This is a genomic window from Streptomyces sp. NPDC100445 (assembly GCF_044759735.1).
Classification (GTDB): domain Bacteria; phylum Actinomycetota; class Actinomycetes; order Streptomycetales; family Streptomycetaceae; genus Streptomyces.
Genome location: NZ_JBIVZV010000004.1, coordinates 294,320 through 318,353, shown reverse-complemented (window position 1 = coordinate 318,353; position 24,034 = coordinate 294,320). Strand labels below are relative to the sequence as shown.

At 73.4% G+C, this 24,034-nt stretch carries 24 protein-coding genes; 15 read left to right on the top strand and 9 right to left on the bottom strand.

What is annotated here, in order from left to right; all coding sequences use genetic code 11:
* Window positions 1-55: 55 nt before the first annotated feature.
* A complete protein-coding gene (locus tag ACIQVT_RS13045; RefSeq protein ID WP_403751428.1) occupies window positions 56-409 on the bottom strand; it encodes a hypothetical protein in 354 nt (117 codons plus the stop codon).
* Window positions 410-1,303: 894 nt separating this feature from the next.
* On the opposite strand from ACIQVT_RS13045, the gene ACIQVT_RS13040 reads away from it, so the two are divergent.
* From ACIQVT_RS13040 to ACIQVT_RS13010, 7 genes are all read left to right on the top strand, one after another.
* Window positions 1,304-3,115: an acyl-CoA dehydrogenase gene (locus ACIQVT_RS13040; RefSeq protein ID WP_403751426.1), complete on the top strand. Its 1,812-nt coding sequence runs from the start codon at window positions 1,304-1,306 to the stop codon at window positions 3,113-3,115.
* A 171-nt stretch (window positions 3,116-3,286) separates the two neighbouring features.
* Entirely contained in the window at window positions 3,287-3,919 is a 633-nt protein-coding gene (locus ACIQVT_RS13035) for an XRE family transcriptional regulator (protein WP_403751424.1), read from the top strand.
* Complete coding sequence (locus ACIQVT_RS13030; protein ID WP_403751422.1) at window positions 3,916-4,542, top strand: toxin; 627 nt, start codon at window positions 3,916-3,918, stop codon at window positions 4,540-4,542. Before ACIQVT_RS13035 ends, ACIQVT_RS13030 begins: the two co-directional genes overlap by 4 nt.
* The gene (locus ACIQVT_RS13025) at window positions 4,539-5,696 is read left to right on the top strand and encodes a hypothetical protein (protein WP_403751420.1); all 1,158 of its coding nucleotides are present in this window, start codon (window positions 4,539-4,541) and stop codon (window positions 5,694-5,696) included. Before ACIQVT_RS13030 ends, ACIQVT_RS13025 begins: the two co-directional genes overlap by 4 nt.
* A gap of 60 nt (window positions 5,697-5,756) precedes the next feature.
* Window positions 5,757-6,914 (top strand): MAB_1171c family putative transporter, encoded by a 1,158-nt coding sequence (locus ACIQVT_RS13020; RefSeq protein ID WP_403751418.1) that lies wholly within the window; start codon window positions 5,757-5,759, stop codon window positions 6,912-6,914.
* A gap of 32 nt (window positions 6,915-6,946) precedes the next feature.
* Window positions 6,947-8,395, top strand: a complete 1,449-nt coding sequence (locus ACIQVT_RS13015; RefSeq protein WP_403751416.1) for an NAD(P)/FAD-dependent oxidoreductase — start codon at window positions 6,947-6,949, stop codon at window positions 8,393-8,395.
* Window positions 8,396-8,594: 199 nt separating this feature from the next.
* Entirely contained in the window at window positions 8,595-8,891 is a 297-nt protein-coding gene (locus tag ACIQVT_RS13010; RefSeq protein WP_403751414.1) for a hypothetical protein, read from the top strand.
* A 137-nt stretch (window positions 8,892-9,028) separates the two neighbouring features.
* Here the strand turns inward: ACIQVT_RS13010 and tpg are convergent, their stop codons facing one another.
* The 3 genes from tpg to ACIQVT_RS12995 all read right to left on the bottom strand — a co-directional run bounded on the left by tpg (window position 9,029) and on the right by ACIQVT_RS12995 (window position 12,198).
* A complete protein-coding gene (gene tpg / locus ACIQVT_RS13005) occupies window positions 9,029-9,586 on the bottom strand; it encodes a telomere-protecting terminal protein Tpg (protein WP_403751412.1) in 558 nt (185 codons plus the stop codon).
* Between the two features lie 12 nt (window positions 9,587-9,598).
* Window positions 9,599-11,848, bottom strand: a complete 2,250-nt coding sequence (gene tap / locus ACIQVT_RS13000) for a telomere-associated protein Tap (RefSeq protein WP_403751410.1) — start codon at window positions 11,846-11,848, stop codon at window positions 9,599-9,601.
* Between the two features lie 113 nt (window positions 11,849-11,961).
* On the bottom strand, window positions 11,962-12,198 hold the full coding sequence (locus tag ACIQVT_RS12995; RefSeq protein ID WP_403751408.1) for a hypothetical protein: 237 nt from the start codon (window positions 12,196-12,198) through the stop codon (window positions 11,962-11,964).
* 71 nt (window positions 12,199-12,269) lie between these two features.
* Here ACIQVT_RS12995 and ACIQVT_RS12990 point away from each other — a divergent pair, with 71 nt between their 5' ends.
* Complete coding sequence (locus tag ACIQVT_RS12990; RefSeq protein ID WP_403751406.1) at window positions 12,270-12,485, top strand: hypothetical protein; 216 nt, start codon at window positions 12,270-12,272, stop codon at window positions 12,483-12,485.
* A gap of 323 nt (window positions 12,486-12,808) precedes the next feature.
* Here ACIQVT_RS12990 and ACIQVT_RS12985 read toward each other — a convergent pair whose 3' ends face one another.
* The 4 genes from ACIQVT_RS12985 to ACIQVT_RS12970 form a co-directional block, all read right to left on the bottom strand.
* Complete coding sequence (locus tag ACIQVT_RS12985) at window positions 12,809-13,195, bottom strand: SRPBCC family protein (protein WP_403751404.1); 387 nt, start codon at window positions 13,193-13,195, stop codon at window positions 12,809-12,811.
* 46 nt (window positions 13,196-13,241) lie between these two features.
* The gene (locus ACIQVT_RS12980) at window positions 13,242-13,505 is read right to left on the bottom strand and encodes a hypothetical protein (RefSeq protein ID WP_403751402.1); all 264 of its coding nucleotides are present in this window, start codon (window positions 13,503-13,505) and stop codon (window positions 13,242-13,244) included.
* A gap of 93 nt (window positions 13,506-13,598) precedes the next feature.
* The gene (locus tag ACIQVT_RS12975) at window positions 13,599-14,237 is read right to left on the bottom strand and encodes a response regulator (RefSeq protein ID WP_403751400.1); all 639 of its coding nucleotides are present in this window, start codon (window positions 14,235-14,237) and stop codon (window positions 13,599-13,601) included.
* Window positions 14,234-15,454: a sensor histidine kinase gene (locus ACIQVT_RS12970; RefSeq protein WP_403751398.1), complete on the bottom strand. Its 1,221-nt coding sequence runs from the start codon at window positions 15,452-15,454 to the stop codon at window positions 14,234-14,236. Before ACIQVT_RS12970 ends, ACIQVT_RS12975 begins: the two co-directional genes overlap by 4 nt.
* Before the next feature lie 167 nt (window positions 15,455-15,621).
* Between ACIQVT_RS12970 and ACIQVT_RS12965 the strand changes: the two genes are divergently transcribed.
* The 4 genes from ACIQVT_RS12965 (at window position 15,622) to ACIQVT_RS12950 (ending at window position 19,395) form a co-directional block, all read left to right on the top strand.
* Window positions 15,622-16,710 (top strand): ABC transporter permease, encoded by a 1,089-nt coding sequence (locus ACIQVT_RS12965; RefSeq protein WP_403751396.1) that lies wholly within the window; start codon window positions 15,622-15,624, stop codon window positions 16,708-16,710.
* On the top strand, window positions 16,707-17,390 hold the full coding sequence (locus ACIQVT_RS12960; protein ID WP_403751394.1) for an ABC transporter ATP-binding protein: 684 nt from the start codon (window positions 16,707-16,709) through the stop codon (window positions 17,388-17,390). The genes ACIQVT_RS12965 and ACIQVT_RS12960 overlap by 4 nt, the downstream gene beginning before the upstream one ends.
* Before the next feature lie 274 nt (window positions 17,391-17,664).
* Window positions 17,665-18,498 carry an alpha-lytic protease prodomain-containing protein gene (locus ACIQVT_RS12955; RefSeq protein WP_403751392.1) on the top strand — a complete coding sequence of 278 codons (834 nt, stop codon included), beginning with the start codon at window positions 17,665-17,667 and terminating at the stop codon, window positions 18,496-18,498.
* A gap of 603 nt (window positions 18,499-19,101) precedes the next feature.
* Window positions 19,102-19,395 (top strand): hypothetical protein, encoded by a 294-nt coding sequence (locus ACIQVT_RS12950; protein WP_403751390.1) that lies wholly within the window; start codon window positions 19,102-19,104, stop codon window positions 19,393-19,395.
* A gap of 351 nt (window positions 19,396-19,746) precedes the next feature.
* Here ACIQVT_RS12950 and ACIQVT_RS12945 read toward each other — a convergent pair whose 3' ends face one another.
* Window positions 19,747-19,875: a hypothetical protein gene (locus tag ACIQVT_RS12945; RefSeq protein WP_403751388.1), complete on the bottom strand. Its 129-nt coding sequence runs from the start codon at window positions 19,873-19,875 to the stop codon at window positions 19,747-19,749.
* Window positions 19,876-20,039: 164 nt separating this feature from the next.
* Here ACIQVT_RS12945 and ACIQVT_RS12940 point away from each other — a divergent pair, with 164 nt between their 5' ends.
* From ACIQVT_RS12940 to ACIQVT_RS12930, 3 genes are all read left to right on the top strand, one after another.
* Window positions 20,040-20,258 carry a hypothetical protein gene (locus ACIQVT_RS12940; RefSeq protein ID WP_403751386.1) on the top strand — a complete coding sequence of 73 codons (219 nt, stop codon included), beginning with the start codon at window positions 20,040-20,042 and terminating at the stop codon, window positions 20,256-20,258.
* A complete protein-coding gene (locus ACIQVT_RS12935) occupies window positions 20,255-22,363 on the top strand; it encodes a trehalose-6-phosphate synthase (RefSeq protein ID WP_403751384.1) in 2,109 nt (702 codons plus the stop codon). The genes ACIQVT_RS12940 and ACIQVT_RS12935 overlap by 4 nt, the downstream gene beginning before the upstream one ends.
* A gap of 416 nt (window positions 22,364-22,779) precedes the next feature.
* Window positions 22,780-23,955: a S1 family peptidase gene (locus ACIQVT_RS12930; protein ID WP_403751382.1), complete on the top strand. Its 1,176-nt coding sequence runs from the start codon at window positions 22,780-22,782 to the stop codon at window positions 23,953-23,955.
* Window positions 23,956-24,034 lie beyond the last annotated feature (79 nt).

Genomic DNA, 24,034 nt, shown 5'->3' with positions numbered 1-24,034 from the left:
TAGCTCCACGACCGATCGGTCACGGGGCGGCACCACCGCACCCGGCCGGCGCCGCTCAGCGCGCGTCGAGGCCGAACTGGGCCAGCTGGTCCGCGATCCACGGGTCGAAGACCGCCGCCCGCTGGGCGTGCGAGGGACAGAAGGTGGCCAGCTGGCCGGCGATCCACGGGTCCGTGACCCGCCGACCTGTGTGATGACGGGCGGTGTGATCGCGGGCCGTGTCCGCCGCGGCGCTGTGCACCGTGGTGTGCCCGGCCGTCGGAGGAGCCGCCGCCAGCGCCGGGCTGCCGCCGGCGAGCAGAACGCCTCCGGTGATCGCGGCACACACGCCGGCGACCGCTGTCCGTCGCGTCAACTTCATGATCTCCTCCTTGCCCGGCCCGTCACCGTGGGTCGCGAACAGGTGCATCGCGTGAGGTGAGCCCTTGTGGTGGCGGGCGGAAGCATCCGGTCCGGCCGCCTACCCACTCATGTGCGCCGCACACCGGCAGCACGCGAAGAGAAAGCGGCGGGTGCGACCGCCGAGCGGCCCGGGGCGGCGACAGGGAAGATCGTCCGGGTGATCATCACTGAGCAGGAGTGAGCGGCGAACGGCCTGCCGCATGAGCGGCCGACACCGAGATGATCTTCTCCATGCGCCCGGTACACCGAACGTCCGGCGCCAGGGAAGGAGTCCACATCACCATGCGCGGCCCTCGTCTCACGAGATCACTGACCATGGCCGGGGCGGCGGCCACGACCGCCCTCGCCACCCTGGGCGTCCAACCCGCCACCGCCGACTGCCGCGGCCGCCTGCCGGACGAACCGGCGCAGCAGCGTGGACCTCGCTCCCCGGCCGGCATGGCACCGAAGAGTGCCGTCTCCACGACCCGCCCCACGAACGCCCGGTCCCGCGCCGCCCCCAGCCGACTCCCCAACCGGCCCCCGACGGCTCCGACCTGTCCCATGTCACCCTTCCCCGCCACGGTCCCCGCCACGGTCCCCGCACCGGCTCCCATGATCCGGCCCGCCCTGGTCGAGGCCACCTGCCTGGTGTCCTCTTGTCGAGCGCCTCGTGCGCGGGGAGGAAGCCGACGTTGCGCTTTCGCGCGCCGACACGATGGCGGCGAGTTCCTCTATGAGCAAGCGAGTTGGACCGCGAAGAGTTCTTCGAAAAGATCACTTTGCGAACGGGCGCAGGCGGGCAGCTGATGCGAGAGCCGGCCGCCGTCGACGCGGGCTTGTAGCTTCCACGCTTCACCCGTATGCAATCGTGTTGATCATCACGCTGTAGGAAGTGTTCGATTCTACTATCTTTCGGTTCGTGACTGTCTCTCAGATTCCGTACGCGCAGGGGATATCGGCGGATTTCTCTCGTATCCTGTTCGGGCCTGACGCGGAGCGGATCCACGAGCCGTGGAGGCGCCTGTTCGACGGGGCCGGGTTCGCCTTCCAGGAGGGGCTGGGCGTCCAGGAGCGGACGGCGCTCTCCTACCAGCGGTTGCGCGTCGTGAACGAAGCCGTGCCGGACCCGGTCGCCCTGGCCGCGGACATCGAGTCCCTCACCGCGATGCACGAGTGGGCCGGAGTCGTGGACGCCGGCATGGCGACGATCGCGAGCATCCACTGGAACCTGCACATCGGCAGTCTGCTGGATCATGACGTCCAGGACCGGGACCTGCGTCCGTACGCCCGGATGGAGAGCGTCGGGACCTTCCTGTGCACCGAGCTGGACCACGGCAACGACGCCGCCTCGCTGGAGACGACGGCCACGTTCGATCCGACCACCGGCGGCTTCGTCCTCGACACCCCGACCTCCGGTGCCTGCAAGTGGATGCCCAACACGTCCGGCACCGGTGGCGCGAAAACCGCGCTCGTGGCGGCCCGCCTCCTGGTGCGCGGCACCGATCACGGCGTGTTCCTGTTCCGGACCCCGCTGACGGACGGCGAGGGCCGCCACCACCCGGGTGTCGAGGTGCGGCCCCTCCCCGAGACCGCCAGCGCCCCCGTCGACCACTGCGCCACCTACTTCCACGGCGTGCGGCTGTCCTTCGAGGCGATGCTCCAGGGGGACCACGGACGCCTGACCCGGGACGGCGTCTTCTCCAGCACACTGGGCAACCCGCGCAAACGGTTCCTCCGCTCCGTCCGCCGTGTCCACGCCGGCAAACTGTGCATGAGCGCCTACAGCCTCGGCGTGACCCGGCACGCCCTGGCCGTCGCGGTACGGCACTCCCAGCGGCGCCTCACCTCCGGCATGACGACGGGTCGCAAGGTGCCCCTCATCGCGCACCGCAGCCACCACGCCCCGCTCCTCTCCGCCATCGCCACCGCCTACGCCGCGACCCTCCTGCACCGCGACGTGGTGCGGCGGTGGACGAGCGGCGCCGACGCCGAGCACGAGGAGACCGAGCGTCTCGCGGCCGTGGCCAAGGCCTGGATCACCTGGCAGGCCCGCGCGGTCATGACCGAATGCCGTGAGCGGTGCGGGGCGCAGGGCCTGCTGCTGTCCAACGGCATCGCCTACCAGCTGGCCGCGAACGAGGGGACCGTCACCGCCGAGGGGGACAACCGCGTGATCTGGGTGAAGGCGGCCGGCGAGATGCTCACGGGCGGCTTCACCCCGTCCCCGCCTTCCGCGGTGCCCGCGGCCGACCGGGACCTGGACGACCCGGACCAGCTCCAGGAGCTCCTCGCGGACATCGAGCGCGTCTGGCACGGCAGGGCCCGCGGCCGGCTGCGGGGCGGACGCCGCGGCGACCCGCTGGCGCGGTGGAACGGCACGGTGACGCCCGCCCTGGAGCTCGTCGAGGCGCACGTGCACCGGCTCGCGGCGGAGGCTCTGCTGCGGGGCGCCGGAGCGGCCTCCGGCTCACCGGCGGGGGCCGTCCTCGGCCGGCTGTACCGGCTGTTCGTCCTGCGCCAGGTCAAGGCGCACAGCGGGGACCTGCTCGCCGCCGGACGCATCACCCCCGACCACGTGCACCGGCTGCCCGACGTGGAGGAGGCGCTGATCGAGTCGCTTGCGCCCTACGCCGTGCCGCTGACCGAGGGCTTCGCCGCCCTGGAGGGCGTCATGGGCGACCATCCGATGCTGGCCATCCCGGCGCCCGCCGCCGAGATGGTGCCCGCCTAGCTCCCGCCGTCGCCGCCGCCCCCGGTGCCCGTGGCCGTGGCACGCCGGACCGGGGCCGGCGGACCAGGCCGCTCGGGCGCACTTCCCCGACCGTGTCGACCAGTCGAGGGGATGCGGATACGCTCGCGTACGTCCCGCCCCTGATCAGCGACGCGCGCAGGAGAATGCCCGGTGGCAGCAGACGACGCCTACGCAAGACTGGCCGGAACCCTGGAGCGCATCCAACGTGCCTCCGGTGGAGCCGAGTTGTCCGAGGTGCTCGACAGTGCGGCCCTGTCCTACGAGACGGGGATCGCGGAGACTGTCGTGCTGACCCTGCTCGCGGGTGGGCGGGCCGAGGACGTCTCCGTGGCCGAACGCGTACGGCAGCGGCTCGACTTCCTCCGCGAGACGCGCCGGCGTGAGGACGGGAAGCGGTACGCCCTCGAGGAGATCGCCGCGGCCGCCGGGGTGACCCGTCAGACGATGAGCGAGTGGCGCAAGAAGGGCATACCCAGCCTGGAGTCCGCCGACCGGCTCCGCAGGTTCTTCGCGCTGCCGCCCGGCTTCTTCTTCGCCGACGAGCCGGAGGCGCTCGACGAGGCGTTGCAGCGGCGGCTCCAGGAACTGGAGTCCAGATCCGACCCGTTCGCCGAACTCCGCACGCCCGAGATACTGCGGCTCGCGGCGCGCGGGCTGCTGTCACCCACCGGCGTGCGGGCGATGGCCCAGTGGGCGGAGGCCGTCACCCGGCCCGCCGCACCGGGGGAGCCCGGCACGCTCCGTGGTGCCGGCGCCGTCCCGGACCGCCGGGGCGGGCGATGACCGCGCTGATCCGGCTCCGCCAGTGGCAGCGGTTACGGGAACGGGACCGGGAGATGCGTCAGTTCGCCGAGACGCTCATCGCGCCGGTCCGGGGGAGGCTCGGCCTCACCGGCACGGACGGGGGCGAAGCCGGCCTGGACCACGAGATGGCGGTGGAGGCGGACCCGGAGGTGCTGTTCGAGGCGCTGGTCGAGTCCGCCCGGCAGTGGCGCGGCGAGCGCAGGCTCGAGGTGCACAAGGTGCACATCCCGCGGGAGTTCAAGGCCACCGGGATGTGGCTGGAGCGAGTGGACCGGGACGACGTGATCATCGAGCGGGACGCGGCGGTCTGGCACCAGGCGCAGATCTTCGGCCACGAACTGTGGCACATGCGGCAGAAGGACGGCTTCACCCCCGAGCAACTGGCGGGCGGGGCCTGGGACGAGCTGAAGTCCGGTCACGCGCACGGCGCGCAGCCGGCCGCGGCACGTTCCCGTTTCGACGAGGACCCCGAGAAGGAGGCCGAACTCTTCGGCATCCGGGTCGGACAGGAGATGCGGGCGCTGATGGAACACGACGTGATCACCGGCGCGACCGCCCGCCGCATCGCGGACGCTCTCAGCTATCGAGGGAACCGGAGATGAGTGGGGCGATCAACTACATAAGCTGCGGCCTGCTGTGGATCGGGCTCCTGGTGAAACTGCCGGGGCTGATCCGGCGCGGGAGCGAGCCCTCGCTGCGCGCCATCAACGCGGTGCTGGCGTTCGCGTCGCTGTGCTTCCTCTTCGGCGCGCCCACCTCGGTCGAGGTGATCAACCGGGTCAGCGGCGTGCCCAACCTGGCCGCACCGCTGACGTACGCCTCCATCACGGCGTACAGCGCGACCCTCCTGATCCTGATCGCCTGCTGGCGGGGCGGCCCCTCCGCGCGCCGGACGACCCGGAACTGGCTCTACGGCTACACGGCCGTCCTCCTCGCGATCGGGGTCCTCTACGTCCTCGGGGACACCACGGAGGAACGGCGCAGCGACTTCGACACGTACTACGCGACGTCGCCCTGGATCGCCGAGATGGTCGTCCTGTACCTGGTCGCGCACCTGGCGGCCGCGACGGTCAGCGCCGTGTGGGCCCTGCGCTGGGCGTTCGAGGCGGAGGTCCGGCGACTGCCCTGGCTGCGGGCCAGCCTGCTCACGATCGGCGCCGGTACCGTCCTCAGCGCCGGGTACAGCGGTTCCAAACTGACGGCTGTCGTCGCGCGGTGGGCCGGCCGGGACTGGCCGGTCCTCGGCACCTCCGTACCGCCCCTGTGCGCCGGCCTCGGCGCGGTGCTGACGGTGGTGGGGGTCCTCCTCCCCGTGGCGGGCCACCACCTCTCGGCATGGCGTGACTACTTCCGTCTCGCCCCCCTCGACGCCGTCCTGGACCCGGTGCTCACCGAACGCGCCCTGCGGGTCGAGCGGCCCCGCTCCCCGCTGCTGTGGGGCACCTGGCGCCTGAGCACCGTCCACAACGGCCTCCTGGCCCTGGAGACCCACTTCGACGAACGCCTCTACGACGAGGCCTTCGGCGCCGAGTTCGACCGGACGGGGAACGGGGAGAGCGCCGCCTCGGCCGCCTGGGCCGCGACCATCACCGACGCCGTACGCCGGGGCAGCCGGCCGGTGTCCGGGCCCGCGGGCCACCAGCCGCGGCTCTCCCACCCGAGGGACGCCGGGGCCCTGGTCCGGATCGCCGACGCCGTCAGGAGGTCCGAACGGACGGTACGGGAGCCGGACACCGTCGGGGTCCGCTCGCACTGACCCCGCAACCGAGCAGACGATCCCCCCACATCCGCGGACCTGAACGGAGTCCCCGAAACGATGAGTCTTGTCGTGTATATGGCGTCCGTCCTCCTGGCCCTGGCCGCCGTACTGCTCCGCCGACCGCGCAGGACTCCCCGCTCGCCGCTGTCCAACGCCACGCGGGCCACTGCGTTCATAGCCGCCACGTGCTTCTTCTGGTCCGCGCCCGTGACGCTCGCCGCGGTCAACCACGCCACGGGCATCCCCAACGTGGGCGCCCCGCTGACCTACTCCTCGATCTCCGCCCTGAGCTGCTCCCTGATCATCCTGCTGATCCACTGGAGAGGCGGGCCCCAGGAGGAGATACGCCGGATGACCCGGATGACGGTCGCCGTCTACGGGACGCTCATCGTCGCCATCGTCCTGCTGTTCAGCCTCGCGGACGCCCACACCGAGCGGCTCACCGACCTGGACACGTACTACGCCAACACCCCGTACATGCGGGAGATGATCAGCCTCTACCTCGTGGGACACCTGGCCAGCACCGTCGTCCTGAGCGCCGTGTGCCTGAAGTGGGCGCGCGACGAGGTCACCGGGCTGCTCCGCGTCGGCCTCCGGCTGATCCTGGCCGGCCTCCTCCTCGACGCCCTCGGCTTCACCCTCGCCAAGGTCACCGCCGTCGTCGCACGCTGGCTGGGCTACGACCTGGACGTCCTGTCCACCACGGTCGCCCCGCCGGCCGCCGCGCTCGGCGCCCTCATCTACTCCACCGGATTCGTCCTGCCGCGTCTCGCGTCCGCCGCCGCCGCGGAACGGCAGAGCCTGGCCACCTACCGCGCGCTGACGCCGCTGTGGTCCGCGGTGAAGGACGTGGTGACGGCACCGCCGGTCGCGGAACCGACGTGGTGGCAACTGTGGTGGCAGATGCCGAGCAGCCGTCTCTACCTGCTGGAGGCCAACATCCACGACGCTCTGCTCCAGCTGACGGCGCACTTCGACCAACGGGTCGGTCACGCCGCGTACGCGGCCGCCGTGGAACGCGGCGAGCAGCAGGAGAGGGCCCGGTCCTGCTCCGAACAGGCGATGATCATCGACGGTATCCGCCGGGCCCGGGGCCGGGGCGACGGCCCGGCCGACCCACCGGAGAAATTCCGGGTCACCATCGGTCTGGTCGAGCTGGCGCACGCCGTGAACCGCCTCCGTGAGGCGGTGCCGGAGCAGGCGAGAATGCAGTGAGACCGTCTCACGAGTGCTATGAGGAGCAACAGTTGACGCAAAGAGCTGTCGTGATCGGAGCCGGTACGGCCGGGCTGGTGGCCGCCGCGGCCCTGGCCCGCGCCGAGCCCGCGCTCCAGGTCCTCCTGCTGGACAGGGACGACCTTCCCGAGGGACCGGAGAACCGGCGCGGCGTTCCGCAGGGCCACCACGCCCACCTGCTGATGGCGGGCGGCCTGTCCGCCATGGAGACGCTCTTCCCGGACAGCGTCCGCGACCGCCTGCTCGCGGCGGGGGCACACGAGATCGCCCTCGGCAACGGCATGCTCGCCCTCACGGCGGACAGCGGCTGGTTCCGCCGGTGGAGGTGGCACGGCCCGCACATGATCACCTGCACCCGGGCCCTGCTGGACTGGGTCCTGCGGCAGGCCCTGCTCGACTCCTACGCCAACATCTCGGTGCACCGGGCCACGGTGGACGGTCTCCTCGGCGACGACCGGCGGGTACGCGGCGTACGCGTCAGCGGGGGAGCGGACCACCGGCTGGCCCCCGAACTCGAGGCGGACTTCGTCGTCGACGCGAGCGGCCGTGGGTCGGGCAGCCTGAACTGGCTGAGCGGCATCGGCATCACGGGCGTCGAGGAGCGGAAGATCGACTCCGGCCTCACCAACGCCACCCGGATCTACCGCACCCCTGAAGGCGCCGAACACTTCCCGCTCACCGTGGTGCAGGCCAACCCCTACAACGGTCAGCCGGGCCGGAGCGCCATGGTGCTCCCGATCGAGGGCAACCGGTGGATGGTCAGCGCGGGCGGCACCCGGGGCGGCGAACCGCCGCAGGACCCGCGGGGGTTCCTCGAATACACCCTCAGCCTGCCGCACCCCATCGTCGGCCACCTGATCTCCGGCGCGGAGGCCCTCACGGACGTCGTGGTCACCCGCGGCCGGAGCACGAGCAACGCCCGCCGGTACTTCGAGAAGTCGACCCGCTGGCCGGAACGTTTCATCGTGCTCGGCGACGCGCTGACCACCTTCAATCCCGCCTACGGCCAGGGCATGTCGGTGGCGGCGCTCGGCGCCCAGGTCCTGACCCGGGAACTGCGGCAGCACGGCCTGACCGGCCCCGGCCTGTCCCGGCGTGTCCTGCGCGGCGCCGCCCGCCACGTCGACGCGGCGTGGGCCACCGCCGTCGGCACGGACATCCACTACCCGGGCGTCCTCGGCGGAGCGCCCACCCTCGCCGACCGGGTCACCGCGCAGTACGCCCGCCGGCTGACCAAGGCCGCGACCGGTTCCTACGACGCGGCGGCGGCACTCTGGGACGTCACCAGCCTGAAGGCGACTCCGGCGCGGGTACTGCGGCCGAAGGCGCTGCTGGCCGGCCTGACCGGCCCGTTCCTGCCCCGGACGTCCGAGCCCCCGCTGTGGCCCGCGGAGAGGGAGGTGCTGGACCGGCTGACGAGCACCACCGGGAGAGCGACCACATCCGTCGCCCAGCCGTAGCACCCGGCTGTTCTGGCATGCCCGTCCGCCTGCCAGAACGCCCCGACCGACCACCGTCCCGACCGGCACGCCGCCCCCGGCCCACGGCCACCGGGTCACGCCGGCGCGTGCGCGGACTCCTGGCACACTCCGGTCGACCCGGGCCGGCCGCCGGCCGTCTCCCTTCCCCGTTGTCAGTGGCGGCTGGAACCCTGGGGAGATGAACGGAGACGAGCAGTTGCTGCGCGGCCGGGTGTACGGCCGCGACCACGAGGAACCGGACCCGGGCCCGCTGGCGCACCGGACGTACGCCGCGCTCACCGGCGGCCCGCTGGACGGGCTGCTGCTGGACATCACGGACTGGCGGCCGGAGGAGGTCGACGACGGCGCGGCCCTGCCCACCGAGCTGGGACGCTTCCCCGGCGGGCGGTCGCTGTACGAACCGCGGCCCGACGAACCCCGCACCCCCGGCCCGGGCGTGGCCTGCCGCTTCCACCACTGCGGCGACACACCCTGACCGCCCGGCGCCGGCCGCGGTGGCGGCCGGGAGCGCGGACCCGGGCCTCGCCGTCCGGCTCCGGGCATCTCACCGGCGCCCCGTGCCGTCTGGCCGAGCCCACTCGGTTACGTCGCCCCCGGCCGGCGCGGCCGGGGCTACAGCTCGAACTCCAGGTGCCCGAGGTCGGTGAACTCCACCTCCAGGCCGTGGGCGCGGCGGCCACCGTCCCGGAAGTAGACCTCGCCCAGGGCCTCGGCGGCGATCTCGCGGAGCCGGTCCTCGGCCGCGCCCGCGTCCCGCGCCTCGAAGAGACGGGCGGCATGGTGGGGCGGCAGCGCGAGGGTGAGGTGGCGCAGGCGGGCGTCGTCGGTGCTGCCCGGAGCGGCGGTGAAACCGAACCGGGCACGCGTGTCGATCATGATGCCGCCGGTGGTGGCCGCGTCCCGCTTCGCCCTGGCCCTGACCTGCGGCTGCCAGCGCGCGCGGACCTCGCGTTCGAGACGTTCGGCCAGCTGCGGCCGCGGGTTCCTGATCTGGTCCTTCACGTACCGTTCGACGGTGCGCTGAGTGACGCCGAGCAGCTCGGCCACCCGCCGGGTGCTGCGCCGGTGCTGCCGGACCAGGTAACGCATCTGCGCCCCGGCGGACTTGGGGAGGGGACGGGTGAACGCCCCCTGCACCGCCCTGTCGAGCCCTTCCCCGACGGTGACCATGCCGCGATCCCCCTACTCTCCGGTGTCCCTGGCGGTGACCTCGCCGGTCTTGATGTAGCGGGCCAGGTTGGCGACCTTGCCGCCGTCCTGGCCGAGCCGTTCGAGCACGTCCGCGCCCCACAGCACCGTCTGCGTGCCCTCGTGCTTGACCATCCCGGGCGACACCCCCAGCCGGAAGGAGCCCGGCACGGTCCTGCCGTCGCCGTCATAGGGCAGGACGTCCAGCGGGCCGGGCCCGTCGGGGGCGTAGACGGCGCAGTCGGAGAGGACCGCGACCGGGTACTGCCCGGTGGCCGCGGCCAGGCTGAGCATCTTGCGGTGCATGTTGACCCGGGCGCGTGCGATGACGGCGGCCCGGATGTCGGGGCGCCACGTGGGACGGGCGAGGGCGGGCCAGGCCTGACCCGGCTTCCAGCCGCCGCCGCGCGCCTTCTCCTGGAGCTTGCCGATACCGCCCTTGACGGTCATCTTGACGGCGTCCAAGACGATCCCCAGTTCCGGGTCGCGCCGCTTGTAGCCGTCCATCGCCCTCAGGAACTCGGCCGGTGGCAGCTTCTCGGCGACGCCGAGGTCCGCCATGGTGGCGACGTAGGCGTCGCGCAGCCGCTTGTACCAGCCGTCCAGGAACCGGCCGCTGTCCCGGCGCACCCACGCCTCGACCGGAGTGACGTCGTAGCCCAGCTCGACGGCGTACGCGACGGTGGGGGTGGCGTACCAGGCCGGGCCGTCGGGGCGTTCCCCGGTCGGCGTGAAGGGGCTGGGCAGCAGGTCACCCTCCAGCTCACGCCACTGCTTGCCGACCCTCACCCGGGACGGATCGACGTGCGAGAGGTCGACCAGCCAGGAGCCGGGCACCGCCGGGTCGAAGCCGGGGTCGGTGACGTGCACGGGTGGCGACGCCAGGCCGACGACGGCGCCGTTGGCGGCGGCGCCGAACGCCAGGTTCACGTCGATGCCGACCAGGTGCCGCTTCATGCACTCGGCGTCGGTGAGGTCCCGCGCCCAGTCGTAGGCCTCCTCGAACAGCTTCTCGTCCGGGCCGCGCACGTGGAAGCGGGGGAGATGGGCGAGGACGGGGTGTCCGTCGGTCGCCTCGCACGGTGCGGGGTCCATCGGCTGCGTACCCAGTGAGCCGGGGCGGTGCTCGGCGTGCCGCTTGCCGGTGGCGTCCGGTTCGCTCGCGCGGGTCGGCGGGTTCAGCGCGGTCATCAGCTGGAGGCCGGTGACGGCGGTGGTGCCGACCGGCGTCATCACCCGCGTCGCGTACACGCCGAGGACCCGGGCGAGCCGGGCGGGGTCGAGCCGCGCCGCGTGGCCCCAGGCGCGGTCGTCCAGGGCGTGCCAGGAGGGGACACAGAACTGGACGCAGTGCCTCCGGCCGCCCTGGGCGGGACGGTAGACCCGCGCCCACGGTCCGAACCCCCGCTTGGTGAGCCGCCACTCAGCACGCTCGAGCTGCTTGACCACCTTGTGGCCGTCCCCGAGTCGCCCGGCGTGCCGCTCGGCCTCGGACAACTCCACGGGGAGGCCGTACCGCTCGCACGCCGTCGGGGTGAGCACGAGGAGCGGATCGGCGTCCTTGCCCGAGCCGTGCAGCCTCTCCGCACCCAACCGCGCCTGCTGGAGGGCCCATTCGACCAGGGCGGGCAGGGATTTGGCGGGCACGTCCAGGAGCAGGCCGCCGATGCCGTAGCCGGTCACGTTCCGGTCGGGGTCGGCGTCGAGGACGAGCAGCGGACCGTGCGCGTACGCCCCGCCGGTCACCGGCGCGGGCCCCGGAGCGGGAGCGGCCTTCCTCGTGCCCGTCCTGCGCGGGGCCGCGGACGGCGGGCCGGCGGGTGCCGGACGTGCCGGGGCGGCCGGTGCGGGAACGGCGGCGGGCGCTCCGGGCGGGAGGTCGTCGTCGGAGGTGGTCGTCGGCGGTGCGGGCACCGCGCTCATGGGCGGTGCCTGGGGCGCCGAGACCGTGGGCGCGCCGGGCGCGGTGGTGTCCTCGCGCGCCGCCGCCCCGGTGTCGTCGGGGGCGGGGTAGAGGGGCGCGAGCTGCCGCATCAGGCGCGCGTACGCCTCCCGCTGCGGCGGTCGCGGCTCGGTCCTGCCGGACTCCCAGTCGCCGACGGTCGCCCGCCGTACGCCCAGGGCGGCGGCCACTTCGTCGAGGGTGAGCGCGTGCGCCTGGCGCAGCCGCCTGCGCTCGGCCGGCGGCGGCAGCGGGGACCGGGACGCGACCAGAGCGTCCACCGCGTCGAACAACTCGGACAAGGGGCACCTCCGCCCCCACCCTATCCCTCGAACCGTACGTATCCCGTACTCATCGCGCACGGTTCACGTGCGTGTCTCACGCCCTGGCACCCACCGCACCCAGGACGATGCCCTCAATCCGGGACGGCCGCGGCGAGCGCCGTTTCCACGGCCACGGCCAGCGCGGCGTCGTCCTCCTCGCCGGCCCAGGCGACGTGCCCGTCGGGACGGATCAGGCCCGCCCGCACCCTCGTCCAGGCCGTCGGCGGGCGGTCGAGGGTGGCGGCGTGTACGGCGATCCCCTGGCGGGCGCACCGGACGAGCGCGCCCGCGAAGTGGCCCGCCGCTACCGCCGTGCCCTGCCGGCCCACCGCGACGGCGCGCCCTGGTCGCCGGCACCTACGCCGCGTCGTCGCCGCGCTCCTGGCCGGCGGCCGCGGCGATGCGCGAAGCCGCCTGGACCACCTGGACGGTCGTCTGCTTCACCCTCGGCCTCGTCCAGGAGGAACAGGCGGCCCGGCACCACCCACTGGGCGACCGCCTGGCCGAGGCGGTCTCCCCGACGGCCCACCCCGCCCTCCACCGCTCCCTCGGCCACCTCGACGCGGACTCCTTCGACGAACGCTTCGAGTACGGCCTCACCGGGCTCCTAGGCTGAACCGAGGCGGGCGTCCGGTGCCACCGCGCCGTGTCATGACCGCGCCCGCCGCCGATGCGGAACACGACACGCCGGCCGAACCGACTCACCCCGGCGGCCGTCCGCCGCATCCGGTGCGGCCGGTTCGGCGGAACACCGGGTGAGGGTTCGGGACGACGTCCCGTTCGAGCGCCCGCCGCACGAGGGATACGGGAGGCGGAGCGCTCCCGGGCCCGCTGCGCGGCGGCGTCGCGGGCCCGGTCCGCATCCCGGCCGGTACGGGGGCCACCGGCACCGCCCGCCGCCCAGGGGTGTGCGCTGCCGGGCGGTGCCGTAGGGAGAAGTCAGGGGCGCACGAGCCGGCGCAACGCCGGCAGGGCGATCGGGGCGTAGGCCGGCAGGACGGGCAGCGGACCGCGCATCGTGAGCCGGGTGGCACTGCCCTTCGGGTGCTTCCGCACGTCGTGGCGCAACACCACCCGGACCGGACCGCAGCGGACGCGCCAGGTCCAGACGCGGTGGCGCGCGTCGACATCGTCCACGACGAAGACGGCGCGGATGCCGGCGACGGACTCGACGGTGCCGCTCAGCCCGGGCGCCATGGTCCGGCGGCCGGCGCGCACCGCCCTGATGTGCGGGGACCACCGTGCCCACCGGTCGACGTACACGTACCGGTGCCACACGGTTCTCGGAGCGGCCGCGCCCGCGACGCGCAGCGTCAGCCGGGCCATGGCGCACCCGGCGGCCGCCGTGGCCGGCGCACGGTGCCGGCCGTGGTCATCGCGTCTCGTCGCGAAGGTACTCGGTGAGTGCCCGGCCCGGCCGGAAGGCCGCCGCGCCGTCCCCGGCGTGGAAGCTGCCGAAGCTGCCGAGCGTGACCGTCTGCTGGTCCTTGAGCGCCTCGGCGATCGTTCCCGGGTGCTCCACGGTGCCGAAGAGCGCTTCGAGGACCTCATCGACGTCCTGTGCGGCGAACTGGCGGCCGCCGGGATGTTCGGCGGCCCGGCGAGCGGTCATTTCGATCAGTCGCGACCTGTCCATGATCACATTCCCTGGTCACATCGGAGGGGCAAGGCTTCTCCAGCTCTTCCCACCATCGAGGCAGACCCCGCCGGGCGCATCTTCCCCCGCGGGTCAGCGCCGGATGAGGCCGAGACCGGTCGCGGTGGCGACGGCGGCGGTGCGCGAGTCGACGCCCAGCTTGGCGTAGACGCGCGCCAGGTGGGACTTGACGGTGCCCTCGGTCAGGTGGAGCCGGGCACCGACGGCCTGGTTGGACAGGCCGTCCGCGACCAGGGTGAGGACCTCCGTCTCGCGCCTGGTCAGGGCGGTTCGCGGGCTGCGCAGCCGGTGCAGCAACCGGTCCGCGACGCTGGGCGCGAGCGTCGTACGGCCTGCCGCCGCCGTGCGTACCGCTGCGGCCAGGTCCTCGGGCGGGGCGTCCTTGAGGAGGTACCCGGTGGCACCGGCCTCGATGGCGGGCAGGGTGTCGGCGTCGGAGTCGTAGGTGGTGACGATCAGCACGCGGGGGGCGCCCGGCCGGGCGGTGATCAGGGCGGTCGCCTCGGCGCCGCCCATGCCGGCACCGAACCGGAGGTCCATCAGCACCACGTCGATGTCGCCCCCGGCGGCCCGGACGACGGCCTCCTCGGCGGTGGCCGCCTCGGCCGCCACGACGAGGCCGGGCTCGGTCTCCAGGACGGCGCGCAGGCCGGCCCGGACCACGGGGTGGTCGTCGGCCAGGAGGAGCCGGACGGGGGCGTCGTCGGTCACGGTCGGGCCTCCGGGCTGGACTCGGCGGGCGGGGCGAGGGGCAGCCGGGCGGCCAGCGCGGTGCCGTCGCCGGGGGCGGATGCGACGGTCAGGGTGCCGCCGAGGCCGCGCATCCGGGCACGCATCGCCGCCAGCCCGAAGCCGCCGTCCCCGGGGTCGGTCGCGGGCAGGTGCGCGGGGTCGAAACCGCGCCCGTCGTCGGCGACGGCGAGGGTGACGTGGTCACCGCGGTAGCCGAGGCGCAGCTCGACCGAGGTGGTGCCGGCGTGTCGGACGGTGTTGGCGAGGGCCGACTGGGCGACACGCAACAGGGCGACCTCGTGGGCGGTCGGCAGCGGCACCGGGTCACCGGAGAGGTGGAAGCGTGCCGTGAGACGGTGGCGCGCGCCGGTGGTGGCGCACAGCCGCTCCAGGGCACCGGCCAGCGTGGTGCCCTCCAGGGCGGGCGGGGGGAGCGCGGCGACGAAGCGCCGGGCCTCGGCGAGGTTGTCTACGGCGGCCTGGCGGGCGGCCTCGACATGGCGTCCGGCGGTCTCCGGCCGCTCGGGCAGGGCGCGTCCGGCGGCGCGCAGCAGCAGCTGGATGCTGGAGAGGCCCTGGGCGAGGGTGTCGTGGATCTCGCGGGCCAGGCGCTCCCGCTCGGCCAGCACCCCGGCGGTGTGCTGGGCCCGGGCCAGGTCGGCGCGGGTGGCGGTCAGCTTCTCGATCAGATGCCTGCGCTGTTCGCTCTCCCGGTACAGGGCCTGGTAGCCCCGTACCACCGCGACGGCGACGGCGGCGCCGAGTGCGGGACCGAGCGCCATGGCGGGCTCGAACCCGTGCCGGTGGGCGGCGAAACCGGCGACGGCCGCGACGGTGGTGGCCGTCACCGCCACCAGGCCGGTGCGGTCGGGCAGCAGGTGGAGCTGGAGGAAGTACAGCGGGAAGGCCACCCACACGGCGTCGGGGGAGAGCGCCAGCAGCACCAGCCACGCGGCGCCGACAGCGGCCAGCCACCAGCCGGCGGCCCGCCGGGAGCGGCGGACACCGGGCAGGCAGGGCCCCGCCGCGTACACGAGACCGCAGAGCGCGGACGCGGCGACGGTCGCCCCCGCGTCCGGCCGGCCGCCGGTCACCGCCCGACCGGCGGCCAGGACGAGCAGGCCGACGATCAGCAGGTGCAGGCACCAGGCCAGGGCTCGGGTGGTGGGGGTCGGTGCGGGGACGGAAGTGTTCACAGTGCCTCCCAGGCTACGAAGCCGGCGCACCCGGGGCGTCCATCGAAAGTTATAACCCGCGCACCGTCCTGTGGTCCGCGAAGTGCCGTCCTGCGTCGGACGCGCCCGCACGGTGACAGCGGCGAGGGTGGGGGCTGCCCGCTCCCACCGCAGAGAAGGACAGGACCGTGTTCGTCGCCTGGAGAGACCTCAGGTTCGCCAAGGGGCGCTTCGCCCTGATGGGAACCGTCATCGTACTGATCACCGCGCTGGTCGGACTGCTGTCCGGGCTGACGGCCGGACTCGGCCGGCAGAACACCTCCGCCATCACCGGTCTCCCCGCCGACAGGATCGCCTTCCAGGCCCCCGGTGACGGGCAGCACCTGTCGTACGCGGACTCCACCGTCACCCGCCGGCAGTGGCGGCTGTGGGCCGGCGCCCCGGGTGTCACCAGCGCCGAACCGTTGGGGATCACCACCACCAGGGCCACCGCCGGGCACCGCGGCACCGGCGTCTCGGCGTTCGGTGTCCGCCCCGGCTCCCGCCTCGCCCCGGACAGCGACAGGATCGACGGCCGTTCGGTGGTGCTGTCCACCGCGGCCGCGGACGGCCTCGGCGTGGGACCGGGCGACTCCCTGCACCTGGCCGGACAGCGCCTGAAGGTCGCCGCGGTGCGGGGCGAGGCCTTCTTCGGTCACACCCCGGTCGTCTGGACCAGCCTGGACACCTGGCGGCGGACCGCCCCGCCCACCGGCGCCGGCGAAGGCCCGACCGCCACCGTCATCGCCCTGCGCACCACCTCCCAGACCGCTCTCGCGGCAACCGACCACCGGGCCGGCACCCGGACGGTCACCACCGGCGACTCGCTGTCCGCGATCGGCTCCTACACCTCCGAGAACGGCTCGCTCCAACTGATGCGCGGTTTCCTGTTCGCCATCTCCGCACTCGTCATCGGTGCCTTCTTCACCGTGTGGACCATCCAGCGCAGCGGTGACGTCGCCGTTCTCAAGGCACTGGGCGCCTCCACCGCCACCCTCCTCGAGGACGCCCTCGGCCAGGCCGTCGTCCTGCTCGTCGCCGGCACCCTGACCGGCACCGGCATCGCCGCCGCACTGGGAGCTCTCGTCTCCCGTTCGACCGTGCCGTTCCTCCTCACACCCGCCACCGTCCTGCTCCCGGCCGCCGTGACGATCGCCCTCGGCGTCGCGGGCGCGGCCCTGTCGATCCGCCGCATCACCTCCGTCGACCCGCTGACCGCCCTGGGGAGCGCCCGATGAGCCTCGGCCTGACCGGCGTCACCCTCACCTACCCCGACGGCGCGACCCGCCTGACCGCCCTCGACGACGTCACCCTGGAGGTCCCCGCGGGCACCGTGACCGCCGTCGTCGGACCCTCCGGCTCCGGCAAGTCCAGCCTCCTCGCCGTCGCCGCCACCCTCATCACCCCCGACGCCGGCACCGTCACGATCGACGGCACCCCCACCACCGGCATGAGCCGCGCCGAACTCGGCGAGCTTCGCCGGCACAGGATCGGCATCGTCTTCCAACAACCGAACCTGCTGCCCTCCCTGACCGCCGCCGAACAACTCCAGGTCATGGCCCGGATCAACGGCCGCAGGCCCCGCGGCGCCCGGGAGCGGGCCATGGAACTCCTCGACGCCGTCGGCCTCGCAGGCCAGGCAGGCCGCCGCCCCCACCAACTCTCCGGAGGCCAGCGGCAACGCGTCAGCATCGCCCGCGCCCTGATGAACGACCCCACGGTGCTCCTGGTCGACGAGCCCACCAGCGCCCTCGACCACGAGCGCGGCGCCGCCGTCGTCGACCTCCTCACCCACCTCACCCACCGACGGGCCACCGCCACCGTCCTGGTCACGCACGACCGCGCCCACCTCACCGCCGTGGACCGGATCGCCGAGGTCGACGACGGCCGCCTCCACCTGCCCGCACCGACCGGCTGACGGGACCCCTCCGTCGTCGTCGGCCCCGGCATGTCCCGCGCGGGGCCGACCTGCTCAACAGTTATCCGTACCTCTGTGGAAAACGGAACGTTGAACGCGTCTTGAACAACACAGCTGATCCAGGCCAGAGTTCACGTCGGCGGCGCACCCCCCAATGACGTCAGCGCCGCCGACCGGCATACCGCGCACCCACCGGTCGGCCGTCTTCTCCCCAGACGAATTCCCGGCATTCTCCCCCGGTGGCAGCGGCATGCCCGTGAACGGAAGGAAAGCTGTGCGCGTTTCCCGAACAACCCTCCTCGCCACCGCGGTCGGCACGCTGCTCTCGGCCGTCGCCGCCACCGGCACCGCCCAGGCCGCACCCCCGCCCGCCGCCCCCCGCTACCAGCCGGAGATGGTCACGGCATTGGCCCGGTCGCTGGGCGTCGGCAAGGACGCCGCGGTGGCCCGACTCGACCACCAGGCCGCCCAGCAGGACACGTTGACCCGGTTGAACCGCTCGGGCGTGGCGACGGACGGCGCCTACTTCACCGCGGGCGGCAAGCTGACGGTGAACGTCCCCTCCGCGGCCGCGGCCCGTCAGGTCAGAGCGTCGGGCCTGGCCGCGCGCGTGCCGCAGCGCGGCGAACGCGCCCTGGACCGCATCAAGGCGTCCCTCGACGCGCGAGCCCTGCGCCACGCCCCCGACGGCGTCGCCTCGTGGTCGGTGGACCTGCCGAGCGACACCGTCACCGTGCACGTCATCCCCCACCGGACGTCCGCAGCGGCCAAGTCGTTCCTCGAGGCGGCCGCCTCCCACGGCCGCGCGGTGCGGGTCGTCCGCGACGGGCAGCGGCTCGCCCCGCAGTCCACGGTCTACCCGGGCAGCAGGATGACCTGGACCAACAGCAGCGGCGGCTGGCTGTGTTCGGTCGGATACGGAGCCCATGACCCCTCGGGGCGCCAGTACCTCAGGAGCGCCGGTCACTGCGTGGCCGACCTCACCGACCTGTACTACGACGACGCGTCGCCCTGGACGCGTCACACACCTCCCACATCCTCCTCGACAAGTGCCGCCCCGGCGTGCACGGCATGTCCTGGGAGTGGCCCCGCTGACCACCCGTCATGAACGGCGCATCGAACACCGCCGATCACCGCTGCCCGCGATGACCTTGCCGGGCGGGCATCCGTGCGGCCCCTGTCCCCTCGTCCGCACCCGGGTTCGCTCCCGGCGGCATCGTCGGCCGGAGAACGGAGGAAACATGCCTCGCGCCCGCGCCGCCGTCCTCGCAGCGAGTGCCGCGACGGCGGCCCTGGTCCTGTCCGGCGCCGCGACCGCCGACCTGCCCCACCTCGAGGGAGACCGCGTCGGCGCACGGTGCACACGATCCCCGGCTCACTCGCCGTCGAGGACACGGCCGCCGCACGCCGGCCACGCCGCGAGTGCCAGCCGGTGGCCTGTTCCGCCCGACAGAGCCCGCGAGAGCACGGGAGGCTGTCGGTCACCGTGCACTCATCCGGCCCTCTGCCCGTGTCGATCACCGACTTCCGCTGAGGAAGCATCGGGGAACTACGGCTGGTCATGGGCGAACTCGACGGCGTCGTGTTTCTGGCGGACGAAGCGGGCGTACACCGCCGGGCCGGCCGCCCAGGTCGTCGGCGGGCGGCACCGTTTCGTCCACGGCACCGGCGCGCCGGCACCCGCGGCCCTCGTGGTCAACGATCGGAGCGGGTGATCCGGTCGGCGGACCCGGGATCGATCCTGCCACGGCGCCGGCCCGTGCGGGGCGACGCCGGAGGCGTGGTCGACGTCGGCGGCCTGCGCGGTCGCTTGGCGGGCGCCGCCGCCGACGCCTACGTCCGCGCGGTCGTGCTCCTCCTGGTCGAGGAGCTGATCCGTGCCGGGCACGTGGTGGCGACCCTCTGCGGCAACCTGTCGGCATGGGCGTGCGCCGATCTCACCGCCATGCTGCCCGGGGCGGTGCGCACAGGTCCCGCGCGTACGACTTCGAGGCCGTCCTGTTGACGGCGGACGCCCTGTTCATCTCGCCGGGCAGCACGACGATCCTCCAGACGGCCACGGCGGACCTGCCGACCGCCTTGCCGCCACCGCGGAACCTCGGCCAGATCCTCAACGCCCAGATCTTCGGCGTACCCGGCGGAAGCGTCATCGCCCGGCCCCGCCCGTTCATCGACCGCGAACTGGTCGCCGTACCGCGGCCGGCCGGCGAGGACGCCGCGCTCGCACACGCCTGCCGGCAGATCGCCGCAACCTCCGGGGAACCGGCCGTACGCGCCGCGCCGAGGGAACGATTCCGCGCGCTGGCACCCTGTACCACCCTGCCCGGCGGCCCTCGCCGCGCCTGCGGGAACTCGGTCATGCGGGCGCCGGCCAGGTGGCCCGCATCGTCCGGCGGACGATCGCCTCGTCGTGTCCCAGGGACGGCCGGCCGGGGATCCGGGAACGCGCGGACCGGGTCCCGCCGAGCGACAGCTCCTGGGACACGCCGGCCGTTGTGTGTGGGGGGGGCAGCGAGCCGTACGGCACATCTTCCGACCGAGTACATACCATAGGGAGAGGGAAGTATCGGTCGAGCGGGTACAGCTCTGCACACCCGTGCCCGCCCTCCGGGGATTCGATCCCGCTGCCGCGACTCGTGGGAGATTGTCGTGTTCCGGAACAGCCATGACACAGACGAGCTGCTGGCAGCCGCGCGCCACGTTCCCGAGGAGCTGGTGACCACGCTCCTGAACAGCGATGACGGTCCGACGGCGCGGCTCGGTCGGGCCATCCGGCGCGCGCGGAGCATTCCCCCCGAACTCCCGGAGGCCGACGCCGGTGACGGAACGCGTGTGGTGGACCCGGTGACCCACGACCCCGCGTGGTGAGCGCCCATGCAGGCAGCACGCCCGACCGCAGGGTGCTGGTCGCCGACCTGGACGGCACTCTGCTGGGCGGCGGCCCCCATCACCGGCAGCGACTCCTCGACGTCCTGAACCAGGAACCGGACATCACCGTCGTCTTCGCCACCGGCCGTGGGCTGCCCTCCGTCCGGGCCCTGCTCCGCGACGATCCCCTGCTGCCACGTCCGCGCTGGATCATCGCCGATGTCGGCTCCAGCGTCATCGACGCCGAACACATGGCGCACGTGCGAGCCCTGGAGACGCGTCTGCGCGCGGGATGGCCGGGCGCCCGCCGGGTCCGGGCGGCGCTGGACCGGTTCCCGTGTCTGACGTACCAGGAGCAGGTCCTCCAGGACGGCCGCTGCTCGTACTACCTCGACCCTGATGACCTGTCGGGCGAGTTGACCGAGGCGGTGGAGGAACTGGGGTGCTCCTGGTCCTACGCCTCGGGCCGGTACTTCGACGTCCTCCCCGCGAGAGCGGACAAGGGGCGCGCGCTACGGCTGCTCGCCCACATGCTCGGGTGGCCTCACCGGTCCGTGCTGGTGGCCGGCGACTCCCTCAACGACCTGTCGCTGTTCCGTCTGGGCACGCACGGGGTCGTGGTCGCCAACGCGGAGCCCGCCCTGACCGCGCGGACTCCCCCCGACGACCGGGTCCTCCACGCGCGTTCCGAGGGTGCGGCGGCCGTGCTCGAAGGGCTGGAACGCCTGCGCTGGCCCAGGAGACGCTCACTGGTGGTCGGGTATCATCGCCCGCCCGTACGCTGGGTCGACGGAGTCTGGCATGAGCCCTCCAGCCCCAACGGCGTCCTGCCCACCCTGCGGGCCGCCCTGACCGATGAGCGTCTGGGCGCGGTATGGGCCGCCGTCCACGTCGGCGAGACACCGCCGCCTCCTCCACCCGGGCCGGCCACCGGCGGTCCCGCGCTCTCCCTCCTCCCACTGCCACCCGACCGTTGGGCCGGCTACTTCCACCGCGCGTGCAAGGAGACCCTCTGGCCGGCCCTGATGTCCCGTCCCGACCTCATCCGGGACCATCCCGCCGACTGGGCCGACTACGAAGCCGTCAACACCAGCTTCGCCCGCCACATCGCCTCTGTCGCGGAACGGGGCGCCACGGTCTGGCTCCACGACTACAACCTCTGGCTCGTACCCGCCGCCCTCAAGGCCGACCGCCCCGATGTCACCATCGGTCTCTTCCACCACACCCCTTTCCCGGCCCCCGACGTCTTCCGACGTCTTCCGGCAGCCGACCAGCTACGCGACTCCCTCGCCCGCCTCGACTGGGCGGGCTTCCACACCCCTGACTGTGCCGACAACTTCCGCCGGATCTTCGCCGATGCCGAGGTGCCCGCCCCGCACGTCGGCGTGCACCCCCTGGGCATCGACCGCTCGGCCGTCGCCCGGCTGGCCCGCGCCCGGACCGGCACACGGCCGCACCGCGAGGACCGCGACGCCCGGTCGGTGCTCTCCGTGGAGCGCCTCGACTACGCCAAGGCCCCCGTCCACAAGATCCGCGCACTGGACACCCTCCTCGCCGAGGAGCCCGCACTGCGGGAGAAGGTCCGCTACCGCCTGATCTGCCCTCCGCCCGAACCTGGTATCCGCGCCTACGACGCGACCCTCACCGAGCTTCAGGACGCGATCACCGGCGTCAACCGGCGCTGGGGAAGCCCGCACTGGCAACCCGTCGACTACATCCCTCGCAACCTCGACTTCGCCGCGGTCGTCGGCCACTACCTCGAGGCCGACGTGTTCTGGGTGACCTCGCTCGCCGACGGCATGAACCTGACCGCCCAGGAATACATCAGCGCCCGCCACGCCACCCGCCGCCCGGGCGTCCTGATTCTCTCCCGGTACGCGGGAGTCGCCCAGCACCTGGGCACCGCACCCCTGTTGACCGACCCGCTGCAACCGCTCGACCTGGTGGACACGCTGCGCACCGCGCTGACCATGCCCCTGGGTGAGCGCGCCGAGCACCTCACCCGCCTGGCGTCCCTGCTGCGCACGCCGGACCCCACCGACTGGGCGCGCACGGTCATCTCCGCCATCCGCGCCAGCGCGGCCCCGCGGCCGGGAGCGCGCTGACGGAGCACCCCGAGCGCCGGCCGGATGCCTACCGGCCGCACCGGGCACGGACCGACCGCCTCGTTTCCCGTGCACCGGCCTGGACGGCAGCACGCCTCCGGGCGCGCGCGGGTGCCATGGCCACGGCTGCCGAGACCGTCCGGTAGCGGCCACCGGGTGCGCTCGACCGACGGGATCGTCCACCCGTGCCGGCCTCGGACCGTCAGCGGAACGCACATCGCAGTCGCCTGCGGCAAGGGACTTGACCGCCGGAAGGTACACCGCCGTACGGATCCGCAGTCTCCCGCGTCTTTCCCGGTATCTGGTATGGACCTGACAAAACAGAGGCGCTACGGTGAAGCCGCCCCACCTGAGAGCGCTCTCAGTACCTGCCCTTCGCACCCCACCGACCTTCGGATCGACGAAAGGCAACTGCCTTGAGGGAGACGACAGTTCTTCGCGCGGCCCTGTCCGCCGCACTTCTCCTGACCGTCACCACCGCCGGCCTCACCGAAGCGGCGGCTGACGGCACGTCCCATGCCTCTCCCGTCACCGGTGCCGCCACCGTCACTCACCGGGCCCCCGCATCGGACGGTCTGCTGACGGCCATGCGGCGCGACTTCGGGCTCACCCGCGCCCAGGCGGCCGCCAGGCTCGCCGCCGAGACGACGGCCCGCCGGACCGAACGCACCGCGAAGCGCGCCGCAGGCGACTCGTACGGCGGCTCATGGTTCGACTCGGCGAGCGGAAGACTCGTCGTGGCCCTCACCCGCACCGACGCCCGGAAGGCCGTCGAGGCCGCGGGAGCCCGGGTCACACTCGTCCGCCACAGCGAACGCCAGCTGGACGCGACGATGAAACGCCTCGACGCCCTGCACGCCCCCGCCGGAGTGGCCGGCTGGCACGTCGACGTCAAGACCAACACCGTCACCGTCGACGTGGTCGCCCCCCACAAGGATGACAACGATGTCCGCTCCTTCGTGGCCCGCGCCCGTGAAGCGGGTCCGGTCACCGTGGACCGGACCAACCACATCCCCCGCACCCTCGCGGCGGGCACCGTGGGCGGCGACCCCTACTACACGGGCAACGTCCGCTGCTCCATAGGGTTCTCCGTCTACGGAGGCTTCGTCACCGCCGGACACTGCGCCCAGCCCGGCGCCGCGGTGAACGGCTGGGACCACACCTACATCGGCAACTTCCAGGGCTCCTCCTTCCCCGACAACGACTACGCCTGGGTCAACGTCGGCAGCGGCTGGTGGACCGTGCCTGTCGTGCTCGGCTGGGGCACCGTCTCCGACCAGCTCGTGCGCGGTTCGGCCGAAGCACCCGTCGGCGCCTCCATCTGCCGCTCGGGCTCGACCTCGCACTGGCACTGCGGAACCGTCCTGGCCAAGAACGAGACCGTCAACTACAGCCAGGGCGCCGTGCACGAGATGACGAAGACCAACGTCTGCGCCGAACCGGGCGACTCCGGCGGCTCGTTCATCAGCGGCGACCAGGCGCAGGGCGTCACCTCCGGCGGCTGGGGCAACTGCACCGGCGGAGGCGAGACCTGGTACCAGCCGATCAACGAGATCCTCAACCGCTTCGGGCTCAGGCTCCACACCGCCTGAGTCGACCGCACGTACCGCCGGCCGCACCGGCCGCCGGCCCCGAACGGTGGCCGGTGCGGCAGGAACCTGACAGGGGTCC